The 26,535-nt window shown below is 67.9% G+C and carries 25 protein-coding genes and 1 riboswitch; of the genes, 8 read left to right on the forward strand and 17 right to left on the reverse strand.

Going from position 1 to position 26,535, the window contains the following annotated elements; genetic code table 11:
* Window positions 1-527: 527 nt before the first annotated feature.
* From cobF to cbiT, 5 genes are read right to left on the reverse strand one after another with little or no spacing between them, the layout of a single operon-like run.
* Window positions 528-1,283 carry a precorrin-6A synthase (deacetylating) gene (cobF, locus tag B6K69_RS04400; protein ID WP_108642918.1) on the reverse strand — a complete coding sequence of 252 codons (756 nt, stop codon included), beginning with the start codon at window positions 1,281-1,283 and terminating at the stop codon, window positions 528-530.
* Complete coding sequence (cobA, locus tag B6K69_RS04405; RefSeq protein WP_108642919.1) at window positions 1,276-2,010, reverse strand: uroporphyrinogen-III C-methyltransferase; 735 nt, start codon at window positions 2,008-2,010, stop codon at window positions 1,276-1,278. The genes cobF and cobA overlap by 8 nt, the downstream gene beginning before the upstream one ends.
* A complete protein-coding gene (cobM, locus tag B6K69_RS04410; protein ID WP_108642920.1) occupies window positions 2,007-2,789 on the reverse strand; it encodes a precorrin-4 C(11)-methyltransferase in 783 nt (260 codons plus the stop codon). Before cobM ends, cobA begins: the two co-directional genes overlap by 4 nt.
* Window positions 2,786-3,145 carry a cobalamin biosynthesis protein gene (locus tag B6K69_RS04415; RefSeq protein ID WP_108642921.1) on the reverse strand — a complete coding sequence of 120 codons (360 nt, stop codon included), beginning with the start codon at window positions 3,143-3,145 and terminating at the stop codon, window positions 2,786-2,788. The genes cobM and B6K69_RS04415 overlap by 4 nt, the downstream gene beginning before the upstream one ends.
* Window positions 3,136-4,311: a precorrin-6Y C5,15-methyltransferase (decarboxylating) subunit CbiT gene (cbiT, locus tag B6K69_RS04420; RefSeq protein ID WP_108642922.1), complete on the reverse strand. Its 1,176-nt coding sequence runs from the start codon at window positions 4,309-4,311 to the stop codon at window positions 3,136-3,138. The genes B6K69_RS04415 and cbiT overlap by 10 nt, the downstream gene beginning before the upstream one ends.
* Between cbiT and B6K69_RS04425 the strand changes: the two genes are divergently transcribed.
* Window positions 4,310-5,056 carry a cobalt-precorrin-6A reductase gene (locus B6K69_RS04425; protein ID WP_108642923.1) on the forward strand — a complete coding sequence of 249 codons (747 nt, stop codon included), beginning with the start codon at window positions 4,310-4,312 and terminating at the stop codon, window positions 5,054-5,056. The two genes, cbiT and B6K69_RS04425, sit on opposite strands and share 2 nt — an antisense overlap.
* Here the strand turns inward: B6K69_RS04425 and cobJ are convergent.
* Genes cobJ through B6K69_RS04455 form a run of 6 tightly spaced genes read right to left on the reverse strand, consistent with a single transcriptional unit; the run spans window position 5,032 to window position 11,816 of the window.
* Complete coding sequence (gene cobJ, locus B6K69_RS04430) at window positions 5,032-5,766, reverse strand: precorrin-3B C(17)-methyltransferase (RefSeq protein WP_108642924.1); 735 nt, start codon at window positions 5,764-5,766, stop codon at window positions 5,032-5,034. The two genes, B6K69_RS04425 and cobJ, sit on opposite strands and share 25 nt — an antisense overlap.
* Window positions 5,763-6,494: a precorrin-2 C(20)-methyltransferase gene (locus B6K69_RS04435; protein WP_108642925.1), complete on the reverse strand. Its 732-nt coding sequence runs from the start codon at window positions 6,492-6,494 to the stop codon at window positions 5,763-5,765. Before B6K69_RS04435 ends, cobJ begins: the two co-directional genes overlap by 4 nt.
* Before the next feature lie 2 nt (window positions 6,495-6,496).
* The gene (locus B6K69_RS04440; RefSeq protein ID WP_108644769.1) at window positions 6,497-7,126 is read right to left on the reverse strand and encodes a precorrin-8X methylmutase; all 630 of its coding nucleotides are present in this window, start codon (window positions 7,124-7,126) and stop codon (window positions 6,497-6,499) included.
* A gap of 38 nt (window positions 7,127-7,164) precedes the next feature.
* Complete coding sequence (gene cobN / locus B6K69_RS04445; RefSeq protein WP_108642926.1) at window positions 7,165-10,407, reverse strand: cobaltochelatase subunit CobN; 3,243 nt, start codon at window positions 10,405-10,407, stop codon at window positions 7,165-7,167.
* 6 nt (window positions 10,408-10,413) lie between these two features.
* A complete protein-coding gene (gene cobW / locus B6K69_RS04450) occupies window positions 10,414-11,457 on the reverse strand; it encodes a cobalamin biosynthesis protein CobW (protein ID WP_108642927.1) in 1,044 nt (347 codons plus the stop codon).
* Complete coding sequence (locus tag B6K69_RS04455; RefSeq protein ID WP_108642928.1) at window positions 11,454-11,816, reverse strand: DUF1636 family protein; 363 nt, start codon at window positions 11,814-11,816, stop codon at window positions 11,454-11,456. Before B6K69_RS04455 ends, cobW begins: the two co-directional genes overlap by 4 nt.
* Before the next feature lie 93 nt (window positions 11,817-11,909).
* Window positions 11,910-12,115: riboswitch (cobalamin riboswitch) on the reverse strand.
* 64 nt (window positions 12,116-12,179) lie between these two features.
* Between B6K69_RS04455 and cobO the strand changes: the two genes are divergently transcribed.
* Together cobO and B6K69_RS04465 are read left to right on the forward strand one after the other, a co-directional pair.
* Window positions 12,180-12,788 carry a cob(I)yrinic acid a,c-diamide adenosyltransferase gene (gene cobO / locus B6K69_RS04460; RefSeq protein WP_108644770.1) on the forward strand — a complete coding sequence of 203 codons (609 nt, stop codon included), beginning with the start codon at window positions 12,180-12,182 and terminating at the stop codon, window positions 12,786-12,788.
* Window positions 12,789-12,799: 11 nt separating this feature from the next.
* Complete coding sequence (locus B6K69_RS04465; RefSeq protein WP_108642929.1) at window positions 12,800-14,245, forward strand: cobyric acid synthase; 1,446 nt, start codon at window positions 12,800-12,802, stop codon at window positions 14,243-14,245.
* Here B6K69_RS04465 and bluB read toward each other — a convergent pair.
* The 6 genes from bluB to argE all read right to left on the reverse strand — a co-directional run bounded on the left by bluB (window position 14,242) and on the right by argE (window position 20,475).
* Entirely contained in the window at window positions 14,242-14,865 is a 624-nt protein-coding gene (bluB, locus tag B6K69_RS04470; RefSeq protein ID WP_108642930.1) for a 5,6-dimethylbenzimidazole synthase, read from the reverse strand. The genes B6K69_RS04465 and bluB overlap by 4 nt on opposite strands.
* Window positions 14,855-15,823: a threonine-phosphate decarboxylase CobD gene (cobD, locus tag B6K69_RS04475; protein WP_108642931.1), complete on the reverse strand. Its 969-nt coding sequence runs from the start codon at window positions 15,821-15,823 to the stop codon at window positions 14,855-14,857. Before cobD ends, bluB begins: the two co-directional genes overlap by 11 nt.
* On the reverse strand, window positions 15,823-16,641 hold the full coding sequence (locus B6K69_RS04480; protein ID WP_164681880.1) for a propanediol utilization protein: 819 nt from the start codon (window positions 16,639-16,641) through the stop codon (window positions 15,823-15,825). Before B6K69_RS04480 ends, cobD begins: the two co-directional genes overlap by 1 nt.
* Before the next feature lie 65 nt (window positions 16,642-16,706).
* Window positions 16,707-17,873 carry a M20 aminoacylase family protein gene (locus B6K69_RS04485; protein ID WP_108642932.1) on the reverse strand — a complete coding sequence of 389 codons (1,167 nt, stop codon included), beginning with the start codon at window positions 17,871-17,873 and terminating at the stop codon, window positions 16,707-16,709.
* Window positions 17,874-17,977: 104 nt separating this feature from the next.
* Complete coding sequence (locus B6K69_RS04490) at window positions 17,978-19,321, reverse strand: NAD(P)/FAD-dependent oxidoreductase (protein ID WP_108642933.1); 1,344 nt, start codon at window positions 19,319-19,321, stop codon at window positions 17,978-17,980.
* The gene (argE, locus tag B6K69_RS04495; protein WP_108642934.1) at window positions 19,318-20,475 is read right to left on the reverse strand and encodes an acetylornithine deacetylase; all 1,158 of its coding nucleotides are present in this window, start codon (window positions 20,473-20,475) and stop codon (window positions 19,318-19,320) included. Before argE ends, B6K69_RS04490 begins: the two co-directional genes overlap by 4 nt.
* Window positions 20,476-20,716: 241 nt before the next feature.
* Between argE and B6K69_RS04500 the strand changes: the two genes are divergently transcribed.
* From B6K69_RS04500 to B6K69_RS04520, 5 genes are all read left to right on the forward strand, one after another.
* The gene (locus B6K69_RS04500) at window positions 20,717-21,745 is read left to right on the forward strand and encodes an ABC transporter ATP-binding protein (RefSeq protein WP_108642935.1); all 1,029 of its coding nucleotides are present in this window, start codon (window positions 20,717-20,719) and stop codon (window positions 21,743-21,745) included.
* A complete protein-coding gene (locus B6K69_RS04505) occupies window positions 21,738-22,802 on the forward strand; it encodes an ABC transporter ATP-binding protein (RefSeq protein WP_108642936.1) in 1,065 nt (354 codons plus the stop codon). The genes B6K69_RS04500 and B6K69_RS04505 overlap by 8 nt, the downstream gene beginning before the upstream one ends.
* Window positions 22,799-24,502, forward strand: coding sequence for a peptide ABC transporter substrate-binding protein (locus B6K69_RS04510; RefSeq protein WP_108642937.1), 1,704 nt, complete (start codon window positions 22,799-22,801; stop codon window positions 24,500-24,502). Before B6K69_RS04505 ends, B6K69_RS04510 begins: the two co-directional genes overlap by 4 nt.
* 96 nt (window positions 24,503-24,598) lie before the next feature.
* Window positions 24,599-25,606 carry an ABC transporter permease gene (locus B6K69_RS04515; protein ID WP_108642938.1) on the forward strand — a complete coding sequence of 336 codons (1,008 nt, stop codon included), beginning with the start codon at window positions 24,599-24,601 and terminating at the stop codon, window positions 25,604-25,606.
* Window positions 25,599-26,522, forward strand: coding sequence for an ABC transporter permease (locus tag B6K69_RS04520; RefSeq protein WP_107674266.1), 924 nt, complete (start codon window positions 25,599-25,601; stop codon window positions 26,520-26,522). Before B6K69_RS04515 ends, B6K69_RS04520 begins: the two co-directional genes overlap by 8 nt.
* Window positions 26,523-26,535: the final 13 nt, after the last annotated feature.

A 26,535-nucleotide genomic window follows, 5' to 3' on the forward strand; every position in this document is an offset into this window, starting at 1 on the left:
GTGCTAAGACGGGGCAGGCAGAGGTCGGGTTAGTTGGGCGGGGCTCTGTATGCCCCCGTGTGGTCCGCAGTAACCCATCCTTTACAGGCACTTGGGCACAACCCCGGGACTATACCGTAGGTTGCGCGGCGCGTCTAGACTTACTGTTAATCAATTGGTCGTAGGTTCGATCCCTACCGCCGGAGCCAAAATTCTCTACAGAAACAGCTACTTGTCCAAAGCCTAACGGCCTTGGAAAGGACTGTTTTTGGGAAGGATGCAAATCCTTGATCGCAGCCGCAGCAGATTGCTGAACACCTCGACCCGGGCAACATCACATCACGACAGAAAGCCCGCCAGACGATTTGTTGCTCCCGCTGAAAGGCGCAGGGGGTGTGGGCTGGTCTGCGTCCCCCCGCATCGCAAGGCATCCGGGGGGGTGTGGGGACCAAGCCGATGGTTGCTGTCGGTATCCACCAAGGCGACTGCTGCCAGCCGGAAACAGCGACATGTTGCGTCCGGGATCGGCAGGCTAGGCCTGGCCGGGTTCAATCCGGGGCGGAGTGTCGGCGCAGAAGGTAGATGTCCATGATCCAGCCCTGCGCCTGCCGTGCGGCGGAGCGGGTGGCGAGGATGCGGGGGCCGGCCTCGGCCAGTGGGCCATGGTCAAGGATCTGCGCCTCCATCCCGAGATAGGCGCCCCACCAGATTTCCAGCCCCTGCGGATCAAGCGTCTGGAAACTGTTTTCACCGTCCAGCATGACAAGGCATGTGTCGCACCCCGAAGGAAAGCCGTGGTCGCGCAATTGCCGGCCGGTCGTGACGGTGAAGGGAGAACCGATGCGGTTCAGCGGAATGGCATGGGCCGCGCAGAGCGCCTGAATGGCGGTGATGCCGGGTTCCACGCGAATGCGCGGTGGCGGGGTCAGGCGGGCGGCGATGCGCAGGGTGGAATCGTAAAGCGAGGGGTCACCCCAGACCAGCAGCGCCACCCGCCCTGCCCCCGGCACACGGGCCGCAGCGCGGGTCCAGGCGGCAGCAATCGCGTCATGCCAGTCGTCCACCCCGGCCCGGTAGTCGGGATTGGCCGCATCGCGCAGCGGCAGGTCGAACTCGACCACCTGCGTCGCGGGGTTGGTCAGCACCTTTGCCAGGATCTGTAGCCGCAGATCGGCCAGATCGGCCTTGTCCGGCCCCTTGCGCGGCACCAGCACAAGATCCGCCTGATTGAGCGCACTTGCCCCGGCAAAGGTCAGGTGATCCGGGTTGCCGGTTCCGATGCCGATCAGAAAAAGCTCATTCATCGTCACCCTCATCCGCCAGCGGTCCATAAAGGATCAGCGCCGGCAACTCTCCGGGCGCTTCTGCGGCCAGCTTGCGGGCGAGCCCCCCGACCGTGCCGCGCCAGATCCGCTGGTCGACTGTCGAGACGCCTTCGGCCATGAGGGCGGGCGTGTCGGCAGGCAGGCCCGCCGCAGCCAGACGGCCGGCAAGATCGCCAAAGGTCCGGCGGCCCATGAAGACGACCGTCGTCGCCTGGGCATCCGCCAGCGCGTCGATGTTCAGTGCCTCGGGCAGCCCGCCCGAGACATCGGCCCCCGTCAGGAACTGCACGCGGCGCGCCGTCAGCCGGCGCGTCAGCGGGATGTTCGCTGCTGCGGCGGCGGCACAGGGCGAAGGCACGCCCGGAATGATCTCGAACCCGATGCCGGCGGCGCGCAGCGCGGTGATCTCTTCCTCAAGCCGGCCGAACAGGCCCGCATCGCCGGATTTCAGCCGCACCACATGCTGGCCCTGCCGGGCATAGTCGACCAGAAGGCGGCTGACATGATCCTGCCGCGGCGAGGCACGGCCGGCCCGCTTGCCCACGCCCACCAGATCGGCCTCGGGATTGGCAAGCGAGAGGATCGGGCCGGAGGACAGATCATCGAACAGCACCGCCCGGGCAACGGCCAGCCGTTTGACCGCGCGCACCGTCAGCAATTCCGGGTCGCCCGGGCCGGAAGAGACGAAAGAGACGAAGCCGGTCATTGCGCCTCCGGGAAACGCGGGGTGGCGCCGACCGGGCGATAACGACGGTCATAATCGCCGGCATAAAGGCGGCTTTCGTCGAAATCCGTCTCGCCCAGAGACCGCCCGACAAGGATCAGTGCCGTCCGCTCCATCCCGGGGTCGATGGTCGTTTGCAGGCTGCCCAGCGTGGCGCGCACGACATGCTGGTCGGGCCAGCTTGCCCGCCAGACCACGGCGACGGGGCAGTCGGCCCCGTAATGCGGGGTCAGATCGGCAATCACCCGGTCCAGCACATGCACGGACAGATGCACCGCAAGCACGGCGCCGGTGCGGGCGAAATTCTCCAGCGTCTCGCCCGGGGGCATGGCGGTGGCCCGCCCCGAGGTGCGGGTCAGGATCACGGACTGCACCACCCCCGGCAGCGTCAGTTCCGCGCCAAGCGTGGCGGCCGCGGCGGCAAAGGACGGAACGCCGGGCGTCACGTCATAGGGAATGTCCAGTGCCCGAAGCCGGCGCAGCTGTTCGCCCATCGCCGACCAGACCGACAGATCGCCCGAATGAAGGCGGGCCACATCCTGCCCCGCGGCATGGGCAGCGGCGATTTCGCTGATGATCTGATCCAGCGACAGCGGCGCGGTGTTGATGATCCGCGCGCCGGGCGGGCAATGGGCCAGCACACCTTCGGGCACCAGAGACCCGGCGTAAAGGCAGACCGGGCAGGCGGCGATCAGGTCGCGCCCGCGCAGGGTGATAAGGTCGGGCGCGCCGGGCCCGGCACCGATGAAATGAACGGTCATTCTGGGGTGGTCCTGTTCTGGATCGGGCCCGGCCCTTCGGCCAGCGCCCATGTGACGGCACCGATGGTCTGGCGCCGGGTAAGAAGGGGGCCGCCGCTGGCGACCAGCGCCGCGGCCTCGGCCACCGAGCCGCAGCCGAAGCGGGCGAAGATGCGGTCAGACCGGCTGGGTGTGACAACACCGTGCAAGGCCTGCTCTGGCAGGGCGCGGAGCGGCACCGCCACGCCTGCCAGCGCCGAATGGCCGGCGCGGCTGTCCAGCGTGGCCAGCAGATCGGCCGGCCCGGCGGCGGCCAGAGCCGCCCGCACCTCGGCCGCGGTGGCGCGGCTGGCAAGGCCAAGCCCGATCACGCGCATGGGCCAAGGCTCCATTGCACCACGGGGCGGACGGCGTTCCAGCCGCGCATCTGGCCCAGCGGCGCGGCACGGGCGATCTCGATCCGGGTCAGAGCGCCGCCATGGGCGGCATGAAGCTGCACCAGCAGCGCCTCGGTTTCCAGCGTGACCGCATTAACCACCAGCCGCGTGCGGCGGGGCAGCGCCGCGAACAAAGCGGCATCGAACCCGCCCCCGACGAAAACCGCGTCCGGGGGCGGCAGGTCGGGCAGCACCTCCAGCGCTGCGCCGGTCCGCACGGTCAGCCGGTCGCCCAGGCCAAAGGCGGCGGCGTTGGCCCGGATGTTCGCGGCGCGGTCTTCCCGGCGTTCGACCGCCACCGCGCGCCCGCCGGCCAGCGCCCATTCCACCGCGACAGACCCGGACCCGGCCCCCAGATCCCACAGCGTTTCCTTCGGCCGGGGGGCCAGGGCGGCCAGGGTCAGGGCGCGGATCGGCGATTTGGTGATCTGTCCATCATGGGCGAACAGGCCTTCGGGCAGACCGGCGCTGCGTGGCAGGCCGCTGCCCCCTGCGGCGCGGATCGCCACGGCGACAGGGGCCGCAATATCGGCGGCAAGGACCGTATCGGCGCGGATTTCCCGGATACGCTCTTGCTGGCCGCCAAGGGATTCCAGCACCCACAATTGCGAGGCCCTCCAGCCCTGCCCCGCAAGCCATACCGCCAGATCGGCCACGGCCAGACCGTCGCGCAGCGTGCAGATGCCTTGCCAGCCGGCGTGCAGAAGCGCACTCAGCCGTTCAAACGGCGCCGCATGAAGACCAAGGCAAGCGGTCTCCTCCAGCCGCCACCCCAACCGGGCCGCCGCCAGCGAAAAGACACCCGCAGCCGGATAGGCCCGCCATTCATCAGGATGCAGCGCCTGCGCCAGACTGCCACCCGCGCCGAACCAGAACGGATCACCCGAGGCCAGCACGGCGACGGGCTGCCCGCGCAGGGCCAGCACCGGATCAAGGCTGAAGGGCACCGGCCAGGGCCGGCCACGCGCGCCCACCCCGGCAAGGGCAAGATGCCGCGGGCCGCCGAAGACAGTTCCGGCTGCGGCCAGGGCGGCCCGGCTTGCGCCCGACAGGCCCTCCAGTCCATCTTCGCCCAGACCGATGATGGAAAGCCAGGGATCAGCCATGCCGCGCCTCCTTTTGCTGGGCGGAACACAGGAAGCGGGCGCATTGGCCCGCGCGCTGGCCGATGCGGGGGCGCAGGCGATCTATTCCTATGCCGGGCGCACCGCGGCGCCGGTCGCCCCGGCCTTGCCCTGCCGGGTGGGCGGCTTCGGCGGCGCCGACGGGCTGGCGCAATGGCTGCGCAGCGAAGGCATCGCGGGCGTGATCGACGCAACCCACCCCTTCGCCGCACGGATGAGCCGCAATGCGATTGCCGCCTGTGCAGCGACCAGCATCCCCCTGCTGGCGCTGGAGCGGCCGGCCTGGACCGAACAGCCCGGCGATGACTGGCAGAGGGTTCCCGATGTGGCGGCGGCGGTTGCCGCGCTGCCCGAGGCCCCGGCGCGGGTGTTCCTGGCCATCGGGCGGCAGAACCTTGCCGCCTTCGCCGCGCGGCCCGGGCACGCCTATCTGCTGCGACTGGTCGATCCGCCCGAAGGCGACCTTCCCTTGCCACAGGCGACCGTGCTGGTGGACCGCGGCCCCTTCTCGGAGGAAGGCGACCTTGCGATGATGCGGCAGCAGGGCGTGCAGATCGTGGTGGCCAAGAACGCCGGCGGCAGCGGTGCTGTCGCCAAGATCGTCGCGGCGCGCACACTGGGCCTGCCCGTGGTGATGATCGACAGGCCCGCCCTGCCGCCGCGCCCAACCGTCGCCACCGTCGATGAGGTGCTGCACTGGATTCATGATGCGGACCTTGGGGTATAGACCCAGGGGCCCACGCGGCGGGTCTGCGCATTGCCGACGATGACCAGCGTGCGCATGTCGGCCATCTCGGGTGTGGCTTCGCCCAGCGTGACGGTGCGGATCGCCTGATCGGGGGTGGACACCGCGCGGGCAAAGGTGATCAGCCGGTCCGGTCCGCAAAGCTGGCGCAGGGTCTCCAGCGCGCGGACAAACCCTTCGGGGCGGGATTTCGATCGCGGGTTGTAGAAGGCCATCGCCAGATCGGCCTCGACCGCAAGGCGCAACCGGTGGTCGATCAGCGCCCAGGGCTTCAGATTGTCGGACAGGTTTATGCAGCAGAAATCATGGCCCAGGGGCGCGCCCACCGCCGCGGCGGCGGCCAGCATGGCGGTGATGCCGGGCAGGATGCGAATGTCCAGCCGGTGCAGATCGGGGCGGGTTTCAAGCGCTTCGAACAGGGCCGAGGCCATGGCGAAAACCCCCGGATCGCCCGAGGAAACGATGACCACACGCCGGCCCGCCGCCGCCAGGTCCAGCGCATGAAGCGCGCGGTCCAGTTCTTCGCGATTGTCCGACGGGTGCAGCGTCAGGCCCGGGCGGGGGGCAACGCGGGCGACATAGGGGATATAACCCAGCACATCGGTGGCCCCGGCCAGCGCGGCCGAAACCTCGGGTGTCACCAGATCTTCGCGGCCCGGCCCAAGGCCGGCCACGGCCAGCCAGCCGGTCATTGCGGCCCCCCAGGGCGGCGACCGTGCCCATGGACCAGGACAATCGCGAAATAGGGACAGTCGGACTCATCGACCGTTGCCAGGGGGGCGACACGCTGATCCGGCATGGTGCCGCGCTCGACCAGCCAAGCCTGATCCAGCCGCCCTGCCCGGTCAAGCGCGCGCCGGATCTTTGGCAGGTTGCGCCCCGTCTTCATCACCACCAGCGCGTCGGCCGCGGCGGCATGGCGGGCAAGGTCGTCCTCGGGCAGCGTGCCCATCAGCACCGACAGCACATCATCGCCCCAGGTGATGGGCGTGCCGGCCGCAGACCAGCAGCCGACCATGCCGGGGATGCCGGGAACCACCTCGACCGCGACCCGGCCCTGCAACCGGCTGTGCAGGTGCATGAACGAACCGTAGAGAAAGGGATCGCCCTCGCACAGAACCACAACATCGGTCGTGCGGGCCAAATCGGCCAGTTGGCCCGCCCAGTAGTCATAGAATCCCGCAAGCAGGCTGTTGTAGCCGGGGCTGTCGAAGGGAAGCTCGGTGGTCACGGGATATTCCATCGCCAGTTCCACCACGTCGGGGCGCAGCAGTCCGTCAACAATGCGGCGTGCCTGACCGGCCCGGCCGGCCTTGCGGAAATGCGCCACATGGCTGGCCTGCCGGATCAGCCGGTCGGCCTTGACGCTGATCAGGTCGGGGTCACCGGGACCAAGCCCCGCACAGATGATGCGTCCCATGGTCATTCCTTCCGGCTGGCAAGCGCGTTGACGGCCGCAACCGTGATGGCCGATCCGCCCAGCCGGCCGCGCACGATCATCGACGGGCATGGCAGGGCCTGCATCAGCGCCTCTTTCGATTCCGCCGCGCCGACAAAGCCGACCGGGCAGCCGATGATGGCCGCGGGGCGCGGGCAGGACGGGTCTTGCAACATGTTCAGCAGGTGGAAGAGCGCCGTCGGCGCATTGCCGATGGCGACCAGTGCCCCGGCCAGATGCGGCCGCCACAATTCGACGGCAGCGGCGCTGCGGGTATTGCCGATGCGGTCCGCCAGACCGGGAACAGACGGGTCTTGCAGGGTGCAGATGATGCGGTTCTGGGCAGGCAGGCGTGCGCGGGTGATGCCCTCGCTGACCATGCGCGCGTCGCACAGGATCGCCGCCCCCCCGGCCAGCGCGGCATGGGCGGCAAGGGCCATGCCGGCGCTGAAGCGGACGTGATCTTCCAGCCCGACCATGCCCGAGGCGTGGATCATACGGACGACGACCGGCTCTTCCTCAGTGGTGAAGCGGGCCAGATTGGCCTCGGATCGGATGATGGCAAAGGAGTTGCGATAGATTTCAGCGCCGTCGGTAATGTAGCTGTGGGGCATCTTGTGGGTCCGGGTGTCAGGGGCGGCGGAACGAAGCGTCATGACAGGCGCTCTTCTGCGGACAGGGCGTTGCGCTGGCTTTGCCACAGGCCCGCGGCGCGCAGCGCGGCAAAACGCTGGCGCAGCGCGGACAGGGCGGCAGGGTTTTCGGTAGCCATGAAGGCGACCACCTCATCGCGGCCCAGCGTGGCCGCGTGATAAAGGTCGAACAGATGCGGCGGCACCGCGCGGGCGAGATGGGCGAAGGCGCCCATATTGTCCAGCGTGGCGGTGATCTCTGCCGCACCGCGGAAGCCGTGGCGCATCATGCCGGCGGCCCAGTCGGGATTGGCCGCACGGGCGCGCACGGTGCGGGCGATTTCCTCGGTCAGGCTGCGGGCGCGCGGCGCATCGGGGCGGGTGCTGTCCAGATGGTAAAGCGCGGGCGTCGCCTCGCCCAGACGGTGCCGCGCGGCGGCAAACCCCGCCTGATGCGCCGCGTAATCGGGGGCCATCAGCACATCGGTCTCGGCCAGATCCTGCACATGGGCAAAGGCATCGGCCCCGCGCAGCCGGTCTTCCAGCGCGGGTCGGGCGGGAACCGACAGGCCGCGCGCGTCGATGGCCCAGGACGAGGCCGAAAGCCAGGCCTCGCCCGCGGCAAGGCGCCCCTCTTCGGTCAGGTCGTCCAGCGCGGCCCCCATGCCCAGCCCGTAAAGGCCGGGACGCGGACCAAAGACGCGGGGCACACGCAGCGCATAAGGGTTGTCCTCGGGCGCCTCGTCGCGCAGGGCCAGCCGTTCGGCCCCCGCCTCGAACAATTGCGCCAGGGTGGGGAACACATCGCGGAACAGGCCGGACACGCGCAGTGTCACGTCGATCCGGGGCCTGCCAAGCAACGCCAGCGGCAGGACTTCCACCCCCGACACCCGACCCGACACCTCATCCCAAACCGGCGCCAGACCCGCCAGATGCAGTGCCATGGCGAATTCCTCGCCCGCGGTCCGCATGGAAGCCGACCCCCAGAGATCGACCACCAGCCCGCGCGGCCAGTCGCCCTGATCCTGCAGATGGCGGCGCAAGAGTTCTTCGGCCAGCTTGATGCCCTGCGCATGGGCCCCCCTGCTGGGCACGGCGCGGGGATCAACGGAATAGAGGTTACGCCCGGTGGGCAGCACGTCCATCCGGCCCCGGAACGGCGATCCCGCCGGCCCCGGCGGCACGAAGCGGCCCGCCAGGGCGGCCAGAATCCCGTCGGTTTCGCCCAGCCCCGCGCCAAAGACATGCAAGCCGTCGCCCAGCCGGCTGTCCTTGAGATCGCAGACGAAACGGTCGATGCGGGTGATCGCCTCCATCGGGGTGGCATTGGGGGCCAGACCCAGATCGTCCTCGACGCCCAGCGCGGTGGCGGTGGCGCGGATTTCCGCGATCAACCGGCGGCGCCGGGCCGGGTCCAGCCCGTCCGCGGTGGAATATTCGTCCAGAAGACGCTCCAGCCCCTCCAGCGCCGGGGGCAGGTGGGCGGCAATCAGCGGCGGCGGCAGATGGCCCAGGGTCAGCGCGCCAATGCGGCGCTTGGCCTGCGCCGCCTCACCCGGATCGTTGACGATGAAGGGATAGATCACCGGCAGATCGCCGGTCAGCGCCTCGGGCCAGCAGGCCGACGACAGGGCGACCGATTTGCCCGGCAACCATTCCAGCGTGCCATGGGCGCCCATATGGACCAGCGCATCCAGCCCTTGTGACCGCAGCCACAGGTAAAAGGCCACATAGCCGTGCCGGGGCGTGCGCGACAGGTCGTGATAATCGCCGTCGCGGCTGGCACTGTCGCCGCGTTCGGGTTGCAGCGCGATCACCACCTTGCCAGAGCGCAGGGCGGCAAAGCGGAAGGCGCCATCGGTGCAGGCCGGGTCGGCCTCCGGCAGGCCCCAGGCGGTGGAAAGCGCCCTTTGCAACGGTTCCGGCAAGCGGGCAAGCGCCGCACGGTAATCGGCCAGCGGCCAGCACAGCGTTTCGCGCAGCAGCGCAGCCGTCAGCGCATCGGCGGGGGCGGTGTCATAGCCGGCCGCCTGCAAATCCGCGAGCAGCCGGTTGGTCGAGGCCGGGGCGTCCAGCCCGACCGCATGGGCAATCTGGTCTGGCCGGCCGGGATAGGTGGACAGGATCACGGCAAGCCGCCGGTTGGCGTGCGGGGTCTGCGCCAGCCGGTGCAGGGCCAGGCCACGGGCGATGGCGGCGTTGATCCGGTCCGGGTCAGCTTCGTGGCGGAAGCGGGAATATTGCAGGTCGGGGTCACGCCGGCCGGGCGACTTGAAGCTGACCACGCCGGCGAACAGGCGGCCGTCCACTTCGGGCAGCACAACATGCATGGCAAGATCGGCCGGCGACAGGCCGCGGTCGGCCGCAGCCCAGTCGGCCCGGCGGGCGGTGGAGAGGGCAACCTGCAACACGGGGCAACCGGCGGCGTCCAAAGGCGAGGTGCCGTCCTCGGCCTTGGCCGAAAAGGCCGTGGCGTTGTAAACCAGCGCGGGCGACAGACCCAGTAGCTCGGAACGAACCCAGGCCGCCGCTTCGGGCGCCTTCAGCGACGTGGCGAACAGGCCAAGAGCCGCAAAGCCGCGATCCCGCAAGCCGCGGATCAGGGCATCGACCGGCGCGGTATCGGCAGCGGTCAGATAGCTGCGGTAGAAGGCGACGACAGCCAGCGGCGCGGCTGGTTCGGGCGCGGCAGGCACTACGCCAAGATCGGGGTCATACCAGCCGAACTCGGGCACAGTCTTGGCGCCGCTCACCGGGCCGGCGAACAGGCCCGCCGCCAGTGACAATTGCGCCAGCGCCGCCTGGGCCGCCACCGCGCCGCCCGCATCGCACAGCGCCTGCAACCGGCGCAGGGTCGAGATGGGCAGCGTCGAAAGCGCGTCCAGCGCCGCGTCCTCGCGCCCGTCGGCCGGCAGAACGGCCAGCGCCACCCCCTTGCGACGGGCCATGTCCTGCAACGCGGCCAGACCGTAGGACCAGTAGCCGGTGCCGCCAATCAGCCGCACCAGCACGGCGCGAGCCTGTACCAGCGTGCGGTCCAGGTAGGTATCGACCGAGATCGGATGCCGCAGGGCCGTCAGGTTCGCCAGCCGCAGCGTGGGCAGCGGATGCCCGGCCTCGCGGGCCCGATGCCAGCCGGCCGCAAACGCCCCAAGGTCGCTGTCCGAAAAGGACAGCACCACCAGATCGGCCCGTGTCTGCCCCAGATCGGTGGGCACCTCGGTCTCTTCCAGACCATGGCTTTCGCGGAAGACCACATGCATGGGCGGTCAGATCCCCGCCCGGTCAAACACCGCCCGGATGGCGGCTGGGTCGATGTCGTCGTGTTCGGCAATCACCACCAGCCGCGACCGGCGCGGCGCAGCGCCCCAGGGCCGGTCAAACTGATGCCGGACCCGTTCCCCCACCGCCTGCACCAGAAGGCGCATCGGCTTGCCCGTCACCGCGACATGACCCTTGACCCGCAGGATGCGCAATTCGCGGGCCAGGGTGCGGATCGCCGCAGCCAGCGCCTCGGGGTCGGCAACTTCGGGCAGGTCGATCACCACGCTGTCGAAATCGTCATGTTCGTGATCGTCGGCCCCGTCATGGTGCGACGGGCGGGCGTCCAGATCATCCTCGGCGGCAGCCCCCAGCCCCAGAACGACCCGCGGGTCGATGACGCCTTCGACCAACGGCAGGATCGGCAGCTTGCGCGGTGCCTCAGCCTCGATCACGGCCCGGGCGGCGGCAACGCCGGTCTCGCCCGCCAGATCGGCCTTGGTCAGCAAGACCAGATCTGCACAGGCGATCTGGTCCTCGAAAACCTCGGACAGGGGTGTTTCGTGGTCAATGCTGTCATCCGCCTCCCGCTGGGCCTGCACGGCCACAGGGTCGGGGGCAAAGCGGCCCGCCGCCACGGCCTCGGCATCGGCCAGCGCAATCACGCCATCGACGGTGATCCGAGACCGGATCGCGGGCCAGTCAAACGCCCGAAGCAGCGGCTTAGGCAGCGCCAGACCCGAAGTTTCGATCAGGATGTGATCGGGCCGCTGCGGCAGGGCCAGCAACGCCTCGACCGTGGGGATGAACTCATCTGCAACCGTGCAGCAGATGCAGCCATTCGCCAGTTCGACGATGTTTTCCTCGGGGCAATTCTCGTCGGCGCAGGATTTGAGGATGTCTCCGTCCACCCCCACGCTGCCGAATTCGTTGACCAGCACCGCCAAACGCCGGCCTTGCGGGTTCTGCATCAGATGGCGGATCAGCGTCGTCTTGCCCGAGCCAAGGAAGCCGGTGATCACGGTGACGGGAATCTTGGCAAGATCGCTCATGTCGGCTCTCCGATGGGGGGGATGCGGGCAAGCGATTGCTTGCGAAAGATTTCGGGACGCTCGCGCCAGGGAACGATACCGTCGGGGGCGGCGGCATAGGCGGCCGCCCCGGCCAGGATCTGCGGCGCATCGGCTTCGGACATCCGTCCATAGACGTAAGACCACCGCCCGGGCGCCGACAACGCCACCGCGCAGCCTTGCGAACAGGCCGACAGACATTCGACGGGGCGCAGGGTAACGCCGGGCACAGGGCCAAGCGCCTCAAGCGCCGCGACAAGGCGCGTGCCGGCGGGCAAGGTGCCCTCGGGCACCGGCTCCCCTGCCCGGCAGGTGGAACAGACAAGCAGCGTAACGGTCATGCGCCCTTCCCGGCTGCGACAGGCGGGGAAAAGGGACAGGCAGGCGCGCGCGACGGATGCGGCGATCCACCGGTCGCGGATCACCCCGTCCGCCCGTTGACAACAAAGCTGGCAGGTCTCCCGGCTTGCGGAGTCGGGGATCGCTCCCCCGGGTGCCCACCTTCCCGGCCTTTCGGCCAGTGGCATCGGACACCCAACTCCGGTCACGGTCGCGGGGGCGGCTGCGCCTCGGGCCGGACGGCCCTATCGCATTCCCTCTTCGCCTGTCATAGACAGGAACCAGCTTGGTGCCCCAGTGACGCCAAGGCAGACCGAAAGTCAAGCCGCCCAACCCAGGGAAGAAACGCCGCCATGTCGCAGCCGATGCCGGACACCGACCGCAGCCATGCCGAGAAGAAGGCCCGGATCAAGGCCGCGAAAGACCGGGTTCTGGCGGAAAAGACCGCCGAAAAGGGGCTGGTGATCGTGCACACCGGGACCGGCAAGGGCAAATCCTCGGCGGGGTTCGGCATGATCCTGCGCGCCATCGCGCATGGGATGCCCTGCGCCGTTGTCCAGTTCATCAAGGGCGCCTGGGACACCGGCGAACGGCGGCTGATCACCGCGCATTTCAACGATCTCTGCCAGTTTCACGCCATGGGGGAAGGCTTCACCTGGGAAACCCAGGACCGCACCCGCGATGTGGCGGCGGCCCGTGCGGGCTGGGAAAAGGCGAAAGACCTGATCCGCGACCCGGCCATCCGCATGGTTCTGCTGGACGAAATCAACATCGCGCTGCGCTACGATTACCTGGATGTGGCCGAGGTGGTGGAATTCCTGCAGACCGAGAAGCCGCCGATGACCCATGTCGTGCTGACCGGACGCAATGCAAAGCCCGAACTGATCGACCTGGCCGACCTGGTGACCGAGATGACGCTGGTCAAGCACCCGTTCCGCGCCGGCATCAAGGGCCAGCCGGGCGTGGAGTTCTGAGGAGACCTGCCATGCGCGCGTTGATGATCCAGGGCACCGGCTCGAATGTCGGCAAGTCGCTGCTGGTGGCGGGGCTGTGCCGGGCGGCGCGGCGGCGCGGGCTGTCGGTTCTGCCCTTCAAGCCGCAGAACATGTCGAACAACGCCGCCGTGACCGAGGACGGCGGCGAGATCGGTCGTGCGCAGGCCTTGCAGGCGCTGGCGGCCGGGGTGGCACCGCATACCGACATGAACCCGGTGCTGCTGAAGCCCGAAACCGACATCGGCGCGCAGGTCGTGGTGCAGGGCCGCCGTCTGACCCGGGCCGGCGCCGGCGAATATGGCAAGATGAAGCCGTCGCTGATGCCGGCGGTGCTGGAAAGTTTCAACAGGCTGAAGGCGCGGGCCGATCTGGTGATCGTCGAAGGCGCGGGCAGCCCGGCCGAGGTGAACCTGCGGCGGGGCGACATCGCCAACATGGGCTTTGCCCGGGCGGCGGATGTGCCGGTGGTGCTGGCCGGCGACATCGACCGCGGCGGCGTGATCGCGCAGATCGTGGGCACGCAGGCGGTGATCGACCCCGACGATGCCGCGCTGGTTGCGGGGTTCCTGATCAACCGTTTTCGTGGCGACCCGCGACTGTTCGACGATGGCTACAGCCTGATCGCGGCACGCACCGGTTGGCGCGGCTTCGGCGTGGTGCCTTGGTTCGCCGGCGCCGCCCGCCTGCCGGCCGAAGATGCGCTGGACCTGACCGGCAACGGCCAGGGCGGCGGCCTCAAGGTGGCCTGTCTGGCGCTGTCGCGCATCGCCAATTTCGACGACCTTGATCCCCTGAAGCAGGAACCCGGCGTCACGGTCGAAATGGTGCTGCCTGGCCGGGCCATTCCGGGCGATGCGCGGCTGGTGATCATCCCCGGCTCAAAATCCACGCGGGGCGATCTGGCCTTCCTGCGCGATCAGGGCTGGGACATCGACCTTGCCGCCCACCGCCGGCGCGGCGGGCATGTGCTGGGCATCTGCGGCGGCTATCAGATGCTGGGCCGCAGCGTTGCCGACCCGGAGGGGATTGAGGGGCCGGCGGGCGAAACGCCGGGCCTTGGCCTGCTGGACGTGACCACCGTGATGACATCCGACAAGCGGCTGACACGGTCCACCGCCACGCATCGCACCAGCGGGCTGACGGTTTCGGGCTATGAAATCCACATCGGCCGCACCGAGGGGGCAGATTGTGCCCGGCCCTTTGCCCTGCTGGACGGGCGGCCCGAAGGCGCCACCTCGGCCGACGGGCGGGTGACCGGCAGCTATCTGCACGGCCTGTTCACCGACGACGCCTTCCGCGCGGCCTTTCTGCGGGGCTTGGGCGCTTCGGCGTCGGGGCTGGCCTATGCCGAGGGGATCGAGCAGGTGCTGGACGACCTTGCCGCCCATCTGGAGACGCATCTCGACGTGCCAGCCCTGCTGGCGCTGGCCCGCTAGCGCACCTCCCACAGGGTGGGCAGGTTTTCCTGCCAGCCGGCGCGGTGCAGCAGCGGCGTATCGTCGGTGAATTCGGGGTATCCGATGCACAGCCATGCCGCGAATTCCCACTCTGGCGGGGTGACCAGCAGCGACTCGACCGCCCGCGGGTCCAGCACCGACACCATGCCAAGGCCAAGGTTCTCGGCCCGCGCGGCCAGCCACAGACCATGGATCGCCATGGCGACCGACTGGTGCAGTGTCACCGGCATACTGGCACGGCCAAGGCCATGGCCGGCGGTCGGGTCGCGGTGGGTGAAGATCGCCAGTTGCAGCGGCGCCTGATCAATGCCCTGAAGCTTCAACTGCCCATAGGCGGCAGCCCGGTCGCCGGTATAGGCGGTCCCTGCGGCGGCGCGGGCGGCGTCGAAATTGGCAAGCAGGGCGCCACGCAGGGCGGGATCATCCACCCGGATCACCCGCCAGGGCCGTGCATTGCCAACCGAGGGCGCCATGTCCATCGCCGTCCGCAACCGCTCGATGACCGTCTCGTCAATCGGGTCGGGGCGGAAATGCCGCACGTCGCGGCGCCAGCGCAGCACGTCTGTCAGCGCGTCGCGATGGTGTTGGTCAAAGTGCATCGGTCATTGCCCTTTCCAGTTGATCCCATTCCGCCTGCGGCCCCGGAAGCCCCAACCGGACCAGCCGGTCCGACCAGGGGAAGATGCGGCTCCAGATCCGGCCACGGGCCAGCCCGTCCTGCGCAGCGGCAGCCGAGGGCGTGTCGTAAAGCCGGAACAGATGCGCCCCGCCAGCCAACCGCCAGCCGGCGGCCGCAGCCAGGGCGTCCAGCCGCTGACCATCCTGCACCAGCCGGGCAGCGGTGGCAGCCTGCCAGCCCCGATCCTGCAATGCGGCAGTGCCCGCCTGGATCGCCGGGCCGGACACCGCCCAAGGCCCGGCCATCGCCGCCATCCGGTCGATGTCCGCCTTTGCCCCAAGCGCAAACCCCAGCCGCAACCCGGCCAGCCCATAGAACTTGCCGAACGACCGCAGCACGATCATTCCCGCCCGGCCCGCTTGGGCCGCCACCGACAGATCGGGCACCGGGTCGGCGAAGCTTTCGTCCACCACAAGCCGCCCCACCCGGCCCGCCAGCGCCAGAACATCCGCCGGCGCAAGGCACCGCCCGTCGGGATTGTTGGGATTGACCACCACCGCCAGATCGGCCCCCGACAAGTCCTCGGGTGAGGTCACCTCGTCCACCTGCCAGCCGGCGGCGCGCAAGGCAGCGGCGTGTTCATTATAGGTCGGCCCCAGCACCCGCGCGCGGGCCACCGGGTCCAGCCGGGGCACCAGTTGGATCGCCGCCTGCGCCCCGGCCACCGGAAGGATCGCGGCGCTGCCCCCATAGGCACCGCGAGCCGCCGCCACCAGCGCGGCCTGGGCCTGCGCCGTGGGCAGTGTCGTCAGCGCGTCAGCGGTCAGCGCGGGCATCGGCCAGGGCAGCCGGTTGATTCCGGTGGACAGGTCCAGCCAGGGGCCAGTGCCGCCGAACCGCGCCTTGGCCGCATCCAGATTTCCGCCGTGATCGCGCATCAGTGCCCCTGTCCGCCAATGGTGAAGCGGGTGATCCCGCCAAAACCCGCCGCGCGCAAGGCCGCCTCGGCCCCTGGCGGCACGCCACCCGGTCCGAACAGAAGCGCCCGCGCCGACCCGGTATGCGCCGCAGACCAGCCCAAGGCGCCCAACCGCAGGGCCAGCGCCGCCGTCGGATCTTCGGCGGGGCCGCGCAGCGCCAGACAGCGCGCGGCGGACTGGCTGGCCAACCGGGCCAGCGCGGGCAGATCGCCCGATGCCGCCCCCCAGCCCTGCACCAGATCGGTGATGTCGGGAAACGCCATGTCGCTCGGGTCGGTGCGGCGGGGCGGGCCGAAGAAGCCGCCGATCACGGCCATGCGCGGCAGGGCTGGCCCCCGCGCCAGCACATGCCCCTCGCGCGAGGCCCAAAGCAGCCGTTCGGGCGCGTCGAACATCAGCGGGTCCGATGCGCCTTCACTGGCAAGGCAGGCCGCCGCGATGCGCAATGGATCGGTTTCGCCCGCCGCCCGCAGCAGCGCGACCCGTGCCGCAGTCGAGGCGCCGGCCCCCGCCCCCAGCGGCATCGTGCAGCGCAGAACGTAGCGGCCGCGCAACGGACGGCCGACCAATGCCAGCAGCCGCCGCGCCGCCGACAGCGAAAGCGGCGCGGCGCAGGCGGGCCGGTGCAGGCCGAACGGGCCCGGTCCGCAGGAAACCTGCGCAACCAGCACCGGGCATGGCAGCGTGATCAGCGCCACGCGCCCCGCCGGCCCAAGCCGGCCTTGCAGCAGTTCGCCGAAATGTCCGGCAACGGTGATCGGTTCGCGCATGGCCATGGCCGCGCCTCTTAGGCCCACGGCGCGGCGCGGCCAAGCCCATGCCTGCGCGTCAGAACGCCCGATCAGGCCGCCGGCATCCGCGCCTCGGCCATGCCCGCATACCAGCTTGCCCCGAACGGAATCGCATTGTCGTCGAAGTTGTAGGCCGGGTGGTGGACGCTGGCCGTATCGCCGTTGCCAAGGAAGATATAGGCACCGGGACGGGCGTTCAGCATGAAGCTGAAGTCTTCGGCCCCCATCAGCGGCGGCGTGTCGGGATCGACCTGCCCCGACACGGCCCGGGCCACCTCGACCGCATAGGCGGTATTCTCGGGGGCGTTGACGGTGACGGGATAGCCCCGGGTATAGGCCACCTCGGCCCGTGCGCCCAGGGCCAGCGCCGTGCCTTCGACAATCTGGCCCAGCCGGGTTTCCACGAAATCCTGCACCTTGGGGTCAAGCGTCCGCACCGTACCGCGCATCTTTACCGTCTGCGGAATCACGTTATGCGCCGGGCTGTCGGTTTCCACCGTGCAGACCGAGACGACAACCTGCTTCATCGGGTCCACGTTGCGGCTTGCGATGGTTTGCAGCGCCACCACGATATGGGCGGCAACAACGGTGGAGTCGATACATTCATGCGGCTTGGCGGCATGGCCGCCCTTGCCGGTGACGGTGATCTCGAACTGGTCGGCAGCGGCCATGAGCGAACCGGGGCGAATGGCGAAATGACCGACCGGGATGCCCGGCATGTTGTGCATCCCGTACACCTCCTGCACGTTCCAGCGCTCCATCATGCCATCTGCCACCATTTCGCGGCCCCCGCCGCCGCCCTCTTCGGCGGGCTGGAAGATGCAGACGACCGTGCCGTCGAAATTGCGTGTCTCGGCCAGATAGCGGGCCGCGCCCAGCAGCATGGCGGTATGGCCGTCATGGCCGCAGGCGTGCATCTTGCCCGGCGTTTTCGAGGAATAGGGCAAGCCAGTCTGTTCAATGATCGGCAGCGCGTCCATATCGGCGCGCAGGCCGACAACGCGGCCCTTGCTGTCGGTTTTCCCCTTGATCACCGCCACCACGCCGGTGCGCCCCACGCCTTCGACCACCTCGTCGCAGCCGAACCCCCGGCACAACTCGGCCACGCGGGCGGCGGTGCGATGCACATCGAACTGAAGTTCGGGATGTTCGTGAAAGTCGCGGCGCCAGGCGGTGATTTCGGGCAGCAGTTCGGCGAAACGGTTCTTGACGGGCATGGGGCGTGTCTCCTTTTGCAGGGCAAGGTTGAACCGGCCACAGCCCCACGGCAAGGGGGAAGCCGCAAAATCCGGGGCGCGCGGCGGCCCGGGCCACCGTCGTGTTACAGGCTTGGCCCCGGTGCCAGCTTCGTACCGTCGGAAAAGCGCGAGAAGCGGAAGCGCGACAGATCGTGGCTGGGGGCATCGCCGGCCACAAGGCTGGCCACCACGCGCCCCATGCCAGGGCCGATGCCGAAACCATGCCCGCTCATCCCCGTGGCAACCGTCAGGCCGGGAATGGCGGCGATGTGGTCCACCACCGGCACCACATCGGGCATGGTGTCGATCATGCCGGCCCAGGCGGCGGTCAGGTCCGGGCGGCCCAGCGCCGGGAAGGTGCGGGCGAAATCGTCACGCAGCCGCTCCACCACGGCGGCATTGGGCGCGGGGTTCAATATCCGCATCCGTTCGAACGGCGAAACCTCGTCGGGCGACCAGCGGCGCGGCGTGCCCCAGGCATCGGGATAACCCTTCGGCGCGAAGGGGCGGAAGCGGGTGGTACGGAAATCTTGCCGCAGCACCGGCAGGAAGCTGCGCAGGCTGGCAAAGGCATCGCGACCGGGGAAGAAATCATGGTGATCCGAGGGCGCGATCGAATAGCCGCCATCTGCCCTGCGGCGGAAGGCAAAGCGGGAATCGCAGGCTGCACCGTCAAACACCATCGGCAGCGGCGCCGTGGCGGCAACCGAGGCCAGCACCGCAAGTTGCGGAATCTTCACCCCATGCGCACCAAGAAACAGCCGCGACCAAGCGCCTGCGGCCACCAGCACCCGGCCCGCCCGGATACGGCCCCGTTCGGTGACAACCCCGGCCACCCGGCCGGCCGCGATGTCCAGCGCGCGGACGGCGCAGTTTTCCACGATGGTCACGCCCCGCCGCACCGCGCCTTCGGCCAGCAGCGGCACCGCCGCCCAAGGCTCGGCCCTTGCGTCCGAGGCCGTCCAGAGCCCGCCCTTCCAGCCTGCCGCCGCCTGCGGGATCATCGCAGCCACCTCGTCACGGCTCAGGATGCGGCTGTCCACGTCATGGGCGCGGGCATGGGTCAACCAGCCTTCATACCCGGCCATCTCTTCGGCGGTGTCGGCAAGATAAAGAACGCCGGTCTGCCGGAAGCCCAAGCCCTGCCCCAGTTCCTGCGCCAGAGATTTCCAGAGGCGCAGCGATTCCACCATGATCGGCAGTTCGCCCGGATCGCGGCCCTGCTGGCGCACCCAGCCCCAGTTACGGCTGGACTGCTCACCGGCGATGCGGCCCTTTTCGCACAGCGTCACGCGCAGCCCGCGCTCGGCCAGGAACCAGGCCGTCATCACCCCTACGACGCCGCCGCCGATGATGACGACATCGGCTTCGGCGGGCAGCGGGCCGGGAAAGCGGACGGGGCTTGCATCGTGGATGGGAAAGGTCATGCGCAGGCCAGAAGCAGACGGTCCATGAAGTCCTTTCCGGCCTCGAACTCGGACAGCTCCAGATATTCATCAGGCTGGTGGGCCTGGGCAATGTCGCCCGGACCGCAGACCACGGCGGAATACCCCTCGGCCTGAAACTGCCCCGCCTCGGTGCCGTAACTGACCACGCCCGTGGCATTGTCGCCGGTCAGGCTGCGGACAAGCGTTTCCGCCTCGCCCCCGTCTTCCGGCTTGAGTGCGGGCACATTGAAAAACCTTTCCACAGAAACGCCCGCCTCGGGGCGGCGGGAATTCAGCGCGGCGTGCAGGGCTTCTGCCCGGTCGGTGAAAGCGCGGGCATGGGCTTCAAGGTCTTCGTCCGGCACGACGCGCATTTCCACCGCGAAGCGGCAATCTGCGGCGGTGATGTTATGCGCCGTGCCGCCGTGGATCTGGCCGATGTGGAGGGTGGTGAAGGGCGGGCGGAACTGGCCGGCAACCGGGCTGGGCACTGCGGCCTGGATTTCGGCGTTGCGCACATTGACCCATTGCATCAGATGCGCGCTTTCCATCACCGCGCTGACACCTTCGGGCAGGAGCGAGGAGTGAACCTCGAAGCCCTTGACATGAACATGGAAGCCGACGCCCCCCTTGTGGCCGGTGATCAGCTTCATCAGGCTGGGTTCGCCGATGATGGCCGCGCTGCCTTTCGGCACCACCTCCTGCATGGTGCGGATCATTGGCGGGGCGCCGGTGCAGCCGATCTCCTCATCATAGCTCAGCGCCAGTTGCAGCGGGCGGCGCGTTCCGTTGCGGGCCGCGCGGGCCACGGCCCAGGCGGCAAGGGCGACAAAGCACTTCATGTCGCAGGTTCCGCGCCCGTAAAGCCGACCGTCCCGTTCGGTCACGGTCCAGGGGTCCGAGGTCCAGGGCTGGCCTTCGACGGGCACGACATCGGAATGCCCCGACAGCACAACGGCCCCCGGAACCCACGGTCCGGCGTGCGCGATCAGCGCGGCCTTGGTGTGATCTTCGTTCCAGTGCCGGAAGCAGCGCGCCCCTTGCGCGGTCAGATAGCCTTCCAGCCAGTCGACCAGCGCGAGATTCGAGCTTGTGGACACCGTGGGAAACGCAACCAACTGGTCAAGAATCTGACGTGGCGTCAGCTCGTCCATCCTGAGACTCCCATATATGGTGGTCACCCTCGCCAGCGGGAATGGAAGTGTCAATATCTGGCATTGTGCAGGGCAAACCTTGCAAAACGCCCGCAATCAATGCTGGAAACGTTCCCCGAAAACGGGATTGATACCAATTCGAAAATCGGGAAAGGTTGGCGGAACGGGCGATGCCCTACCGCATTGCCCTGCCGAAAAACGATATAAAAAACAATAACAAGACGTGTCTGGGGAGTTGTCCATGCCCGATGGGGCGAAGCCTGTCCTTCAAGTCAGGGGCCTCAAGACCGTGTTCCGCACCCGGACGGGTGAGGTTCATGCGGTAAACAACGTGAGCTTTCACCTCCAGCGCGGTGAGCTTTTGGGCGTTGTGGGGGAAAGCGGCTCCGGCAAGTCGGTCACCATGATGTCGCTCCTGCGTCTTCTGCCGGCGCCGCCTGCCGAAATTCGGGCGGGCGAAGTGCTGCTGAACGGGCGCGACCTCTTGCAGATGGGGGCAGACGAACTGCGCGATGTGCGTGGCGGCAAGGTGGGGTTCGTCTTTCAAGACCCGATGACCAGCCTGAACCCGGTGTTCACCGTGGGAATGCAGATCACCGAGGCCCTGCGCAAGCATATGGGCCTGAGCAAGGCCGATGCCGAAACGCGGGCGGTGGAACTGCTGCAACTGGTGGGTATCCCCGATGCCCGCAAGCGGCTGAAGGCCTTTCCCCATCAGTTTTCCGGCGGGATGCGGCAGCGGGTGATGATCGCCATCGCGCTGGCCTGCGACCCCGATGTTCTGATCGCCGACGAACCGACCACGGCGCTGGATGTGACGATCCAGGCGCAGATTCTGGAACTGGTCAAGGAACTGCGCGCCAAGCTGGGCATGGCCATCATCTGGATCACCCATGACCTTGGCGTGATCGCCGGCATCGCGGACCGGGTGATGGTGATGTATGGCGGACAGGTGGTGGAACAGGCGCCTGTGCGTGAGCTGTTCGCCAACCCGCAGCACCCCTATACCCGCGCGCTGCTGAAGACGATTCCCAAGATCAGTGGTGAGCGCGAGGCCCGGCTGAAGGTGATCGAGGGGCAGCCGCCTATGCTGTCGGCCGCACCTTCGGCCTGCCCGTTCCGCGAACGCTGCGAATACCGGCACGACCGCTGCAATGCCGAAAACCCGCTGCGCCGCGCGGTGGACGGGCGCGAGGTGGGTCAGGGCCACGACGTGGCCTGTCACTGGCAGGCCCCTGCCCCCGCTGCACGGGAGACCGCCCATGCTTGACGCATCCCGGCGACCTGAACCGCTAGTGCGGGTGGAAGGGCTGAAAATGCACTTCCCGATCTACACCGGCCTGTTTCGCAGCCATACCGGCGACGTGAAGGCGGTGGACGGGGTGAGCTTCGACATCCTTCCCGGCGAAACGCTGGGGCTGGTGGGTGAATCCGGTTGCGGAAAATCGACCGTGGGCCGCGCGCTGCTGCGGCTGTACGAGCCGACCGCCGGCCGCGTCATCATCGACGGCGAAGATGTGGCGCATCTGTCGGCCGAAAAGCTGCGCCAGAAGCGGCCGACCATGCAGATGGTGTTCCAGGACCCGCAGGCCAGCCTGAACCCGCGGATGACACTGGCCGGCATCATCGGCGAGCCGCTGGACGAGCACACCAGCATGAGCCGAGCCGAAAAGACCCAGCGGATCTATGAGCTGATGGATCAGGTCGGGCTGAACCGCCGCTTTGCCAACCGCTATCCGCACGAATTCAGCGGTGGACAACGGCAGCGCATCGGCATTGCCCGCGCGCTGGCGCTGAATCCCAAGTTCATTGTCTGCGACGAACCCATCGCCGCGCTGGACGTGTCGATCCAGGCGCAGGTGGTGAACCTGCTGGAAGACCTGCAGGAACGGCTGGGTCTGACCTATCTGTTCATCAGCCATGACCTGTCGATGGTGCGCCACCTGGCCGACCGCGTGGCGGTCATGTATCTGGGCCGCATCGCCGAGCTGTCGCCGTCGAAAGACCTGTATTCCCGTCCGCTGCACCCCTATGCCGAGGCGCTGCTTTCGGCGGTGAACGAGCCTGATCCCGAACTGGCCGCCCGGCGCAACCGCATCATTCTCAAGGGCGATGTGCCGTCGCCCGCCAATCCGCCGCAAGGCTGCAATTTCTGCACCCGCTGCCCGAAGGTCTTTGACCTGTGCCGGCAGGTGAAGCCCGATCTGCAAGAGGTGGAGCCCGGGCGTTTCGTCGCCTGCCACCTGTTCAGCGACAAGACGACCGCCGGGACAACCGGCGTGCCCGAGGCAAGAATCGAGCACAACCAACAAGGAGCTTCGAAATGAAGATGAGAACCGCCCTTCTGGGCGCTGCCGCACTTGTGGCCCTTGCGCCCGCCGCCTTTGCGGAACGCGGTGCCGATGGCCATGTGAACGTGCTCTATTGGCAGGCGCCTTCGACCCTGAACGCCTATCTTTCGTCCGGCACCAAGGACGTTGAAGTCGGCTCGCTGGTGCTGGAAGGCCTGGCTGGCTTCAACGAGAAGGGCGAGGTCATTCCCCGTCTGGTGGAAACGATCCCCACCGTCGAAAACGGAGGCGTGTCCGCAGACCTGAAGCAGATCACCTGGAAGCTGAAGCCGGGCCTGCTGTGGTCGGACGGCACCGCCGTCACCTCGAAGGACGCCAAGTTCACCTACGAATACTGCACCCATCCCGACGGTGGCTGCGCCCAGGCTGCGCGCTATGAAGGCATCGCCTCGATCGAGACGCCCGATGACCTGACCGTGGTCATCAACTTCACCGATCCGAAGCCCAATCCCTATACCGCCTTTGTCGGCGCCACCTCGCCCATCCTGCAGGCCGCGCAGTTCGCCAACTGCCTTGGCGCCGCCGCGTCGACCTGCACCGAGCAGAACTTCAAGCCCATCGGCACCGGCCCGTTCAAGGTTGTGGACTTCAAGGTCAACGACGTTGTGCAACTGGAAGCCAACCCGAACTACCGCGATCCGGCCAAGCCCGCCTTCGCCACGATGACGGTGAAGGGTGGCGGCGATGCGCAGGCCGCGGCCCGCGCCGTGATGGAAACCGGCGAGTTCGACTATGCCTGGAACACCCAGATCAACCCCGAGCAGCAGGAACAGATGGCTGCCGGCGGCAAGGGCGTGTTCCTGAACGGCTATGGCACGCTGGTCGAGCGGGTCGAAATGAACCTGACCGACCCCTCGCCCGACCTGGCCGAGGGTGAGCGTTCGACCACCAAGCATCCGCACCCGTTCCTGACCGACATCCGCGTCCGCAAGGCGCTGTCGATGGCGATTGACCGGCAAACGCTGGTGGACATCGGCTATGGCAAGGCCGGCCGCGCCACCTGCAATCTGGTGCCCGCGCCCGAGCTTTATGCCAGCGCCAACACCGACTGCATCGCGCAGGACATCGAAGGCGCCAAGGCGCTGCTGGATGAAGCCGGCTGGAAGGACAGCGACGGCGACGGCATCCGCGACAAGGATGGCAAGAAGCTGCACATCCTGTACCAGACCTCGGTCAACCCGGTCCGTCAGGACTTCCAGGCCGTGATCAAGTCCTGGTGGGAATCCATCGGCGTGGAAGTCGAGCTGAAGCAGGTTGACGCTTCGGTCTTCTTCGGCGGCGATGCGGGTTCGCCCGACACCTTCCAGAAGTTCTATGCCGACGTGGAAATGTACGCCAACAACTTCGACGGCACCGATCCCGAGCCCTATCTGGCGCAATACCTGTGCGATAAGATCCCGGGCCCGGACAACCAGTGGCAGGGCGAAAACATCAACCGCTTCTGCGACCCGGCCTATGACGCGCTGGTGAAGGAACTGTCGGTGACCGCCGACATGGCCAAGCGCGGCGAGATCGCCAAGAAGCTGAACGAGATGCTGACCAAGGACAGCTATGTCGTGGTTCCGCTGGTGGACCGTGGCCGTCTGTCGGCGGCGTCCAACACGCTGGGCGGCGCGGTGCTGAACACCTGGGATTCCGAGCTGTGGAATGCCTCGGACTGGTATCGCATCAAGTGATCTGACCTGATCTCCTGCGGGGTGCGGGGGAAATCCTCCGCACCCCGTGTTTCATCCTTTTCCGGCCATCCAGACTGCTGACCAGAGGCGCCGCCCATGCTGACTTATGTGCTCAGACGGCTATTCATCGCGATCCCGACGCTTCTGTTGATCAGTCTGGTGATCTTTTTCCTTGTCGATCTGGCGCCGGGTTCGCCCGCGTCGGAAATACCGCTGACCGTGCCCCCCGAGGTGCGCGCGAAGATCCTGGAATCGCTGGGCGTGAATGCCCCCTTCCATGTGCGCTACCTGCTCTGGCTCAAGCAGTTCTTCTGGGTCGAGCCGATGTATGCCATCGACTACCTGTTCGGCACCGATTATGCGCAGGGCGCGCAGCGGATCATCAGCTATTCGTCGCGCTCGCCCGTGTTCAACGTCATCATCGAGCGGCTGCCGCAGACGCTGACGGTGATCGGCACGGCTTATGCAGTGGCGATCCTGATCGCCCTGCCCATCGGCATCTATTCGGCCTACCGGCAATACTCCTGGATTGACCAGCTTGGCACCTTCGTCTCGATGGTGGGCTATTCGGTGCCCACCTTCTTTACCGGGGTGGTGCTGATCGTGATCTTCGCGGTCAAGCTGCAATGGTTCCCGTCGATCTATGACACGACGCTGCGGATCACCGACTGGGGCAGCCTGTGGAAGCAGATTCACCAGATGATCCTGCCGGTGGCGGTTCTGGGCCTTTACAACGCCGCCGAGATCAGCCGCTACACCCGGTCGTCGATGCTGGAAAACCTGAGCCAGGATTATGTGCGCACAGCGCGGGCCAAGGGGATGAGCGAGCGGGTGGTGGTGCTGAAACACGTCGCCCGCAATTCGATGATCCCGGTGGTGACGATCATCGCGCTGGGGCTGCCGGGCGTCTTCGGCGGCGCCATCGTGACCGAGCAGGTGTTCAAGATCAACGGCATAGGGGCGGCGCTGATCGGCGCGATCCATGCCAATGATCTGCCCATGGTGCAAACCATCACCTTCATCACCGCGATCCTGATCGTGACCTTCAACCTGATCGCCGACATCCTGTATGGCGTCCTTGACCCGCGGATCCGCTATGACTGACGCGACGCAAGTGATCGAGGCCCCGCGCAGCCAATGGCGCGATGTCTGGGACCAGTTCCGCCACCACAAGGGGGCGATGGCCGGCCTGTGCGTGCTGTTGCTGATCGTGGCCTTCGTGGTGATCGGCCCCTTCGTATGGCGCGTCGATGGCACCTACATTGACCCGGACGCCGCCAAGATGATCCTGGGCCGCAACAAGCCGCCAAGCTGGGCGCACCCCCTGGGCACCGATCAGGTGGGCCGCGACATGCTGGCCCGGATGATGCTGGGCGGCAAGGTCAGCCTGGCGGTGGGGCTGGTGGCCATGCTGGTGTCGATCTTCATCGGCACCACGGTGGGCGTACTGTCAGGCTATTTCCGGCGGTTGGACGGCCTTCTGATGCGGATGACCGATCTCTTCCTGTCGCTGCCGCTGCTGCCGCTGCTGCTGGTGCTGATGTTCCTGTACGGAAATCTCGTGAAGCGGGCCTTCGGGCCTGAACTGGGCACCTTCCTTCTGGTGGTGCTGGGGATCGGGCTGACAAGCTGGATGCATTCGGCCCGGATCGTGCGCGGCAGCGTGCTCGCGCTGAAGGAACGCGAATTCGTGCTGGCGGCGCGGTCGATCGGCACGCCTGCGCGGCGGATCATCCTGCGCCACATCCTGCCGAACGTGGTTTCGGCGGTGATGGTGGCGGCAACGCTGGGCATTGCCGGCGCGATCATCACCGAATCCGTGCTGTCCTTCCTGGGTCTGGGCTTCCCGCCCGACTTTCCCACCTGGGGCGGCCTTCTGAACGAAGGCTACGTCAGCCTGACCACCTATCCCAGCCGGGTGATCTGGCCCGGCATCGCGATCTCGCTGACGGTGCTGAGCGTGAACTACATCGGTGACGGTCTGCGCGACGCGCTGGACCCGCGGATCCGGGGGCGCTGAGGCGCCCCCCCCC

This window comes from Pseudogemmobacter blasticus, assembly GCF_003071405.1.
Taxonomy (GTDB): Bacteria; Pseudomonadota; Alphaproteobacteria; order Rhodobacterales; family Rhodobacteraceae; genus Pseudogemmobacter; species Pseudogemmobacter blasticus.